General features: G+C 53.4%; 1 rRNA gene. It reads right to left on the bottom strand.

Annotated elements, in window-relative coordinates:
* Positions 1-1,952 (bottom strand): 23S ribosomal RNA (locus ACQ5BL_RS26870); the annotation flags it as partial.

Genomic DNA, 1,952 nt, shown 5'->3' with positions numbered 1-1,952 from the left:
CTTTAGGAGGCGACCGCCCCAGTCAAACTACCCACCTGACACTGTCCCCGAACCGGATTACGGTCCTAGGTTAGAACTCCGATACGAACAGGGTGGTATCCCAACGGCGCCTCCACCTAAGCTGGCGCTCAGGCTTCTCAGGCTCCCACCTATCCTGTACAGTCCGTACCAAAGTCCAATATCAAGCTGTAGTAAAGCTCCATGGGGTCTTTCCGTCTTGTCGCGGGTAACCTGCATCTTCACAGGTATTAAAATTTCACCGGATCTCTCGTTGAGACAGCGCCCAAGTCGTTACGACATTCATCTGGGTCAGAATTTACCTTACGCCCGTTATAGTTACGGCCGCCGTTTACCGGGGCTTCGGTTCATAGCTTCGCCTTGCGGCTAACCACTCCCCTTAACCTTCCGGCACCGGGCAGGCGTCAGCCCGTATACTTCGCCTTGCGGCTTCGCACAGACCTGTGTTTTTGCTAAACAGTCGCTTGGGCCTTTTCACTGCGGCCCCCTCGGGCTATTCACCCTACCGAGGCACCCCTTCTCCCGAAGTTACGGGGTCATTTTGCCGAGTTCCTTAACGAGAGTTCTTCCGCGCGCCTTAGAATTCTCTTCTCACCTACCTGTGTCGGTTTGCGGTACGGGCACCTTCACCTGGCTAGAGGCTTTTCTTGGCAGCATGAAATCAAGACCTTCGGTACTGTAATTTTCCCTCCCCATCACAGCCTAGCCTTACGATGTGCGGATTTGCCTACACATCAGCCTCACTGCTTGGACGAGCATCCATCAGCTCGCGTCCCTATCCTTCTGCGTCCCCCCATTGCTCATAACGGTTACGGTGGTACAGGAATTTCAACCTGTTGTCCTTCGACTACGCCTTTCGGCCTCGCCTTAGGTCCCGACTTACCCTGAGTGGACGAGCCTTCCTCAGGAACCCTTAGGTTTTCGGCGGACATGATTCTCACATGTCTTTTCGTTACTCATACCGGCATTCTCACTTGTGTACAGTCCAGCAGTCCTCTCGGTCTACCTTCAACCCGGTACACAACGCTCCCCTACCACTGATACATAGTATCAATCCATAGCTTCGGCAGTATGTTTAGCCCCGTTACATTTTCGGCGCAGAGTCACTCGACCAGTGAGCTATTACGCACTCTTTAAATGATGGCTGCTTCTAAGCCAACATCCTGGTTGTCTGGGCAACTCCACATCCTTTCCCACTTAACATACATTTAGGGGCCTTAGCTGATGGTCTGGCCTGTTTCCCTCTTGACAATGGACCTTAGCACCCACTGTCTGACTCCCGGATATAAGTCGATGGCATTCGGAGTTTGACTGAACTTGGTAACCCTTGGCGGGCCCCGCATCCAATCAGTGCTCTACCTCCATGACTCTTTACTCCGAGGCTAGCCCTAAAGCTATTTCGAGGAGAACCAGCTATCTCCGAGTTCGATTGGAATTTCTCCGCTACCCCCACCTCATCCCCGCACTTTTCAACGTGCGTGGGTTCGGGCCTCCAGTGCGTGTTACCGCACCTTCACCCTGGACAGGGGTAGATCACACGGTTTCGGGTCTACGCCTACGTACTTATTCGCCCTATTCAGACTCGCTTTCGCTTCGGCTCCAGCTCTTCACCTTAACCTTGCACGCAAACGTAACTCCCCGCTTCTACGCATACGGTTTCAGGTTCTATTTCACTCCCCTTCCGGGGTTCTTTTCGCCTTTCCCTCACGGTACTGGTTCACTATCGGTCACCAGGGAGTATTTAGCCTTAGCAGATGGTCCTGCCAGATTCCCACGGGGTTTCACGTGTCCCGCGGTACTCGGGATCCGTCTCGGAGGGCATTTACTTTCGATTACAGGGCTATTACCTTCTATGGCGGGCCTTTCCAGACCTCTTCGTCTAATAAACACCTTTCTGACTCCATGTGAGACGTCCCACAACCCCAAGGAGCAAG

Source organism: Pseudomonas sp. B1-22, assembly GCF_050474425.1.
In the GTDB taxonomy this organism is placed as follows: domain Bacteria; phylum Pseudomonadota; class Gammaproteobacteria; order Pseudomonadales; family Pseudomonadaceae; genus Pseudomonas.
The sequence above is the reverse complement of the archived record's forward strand: the minus strand, read 5'-3'. Positions and strand labels throughout refer to the sequence as shown.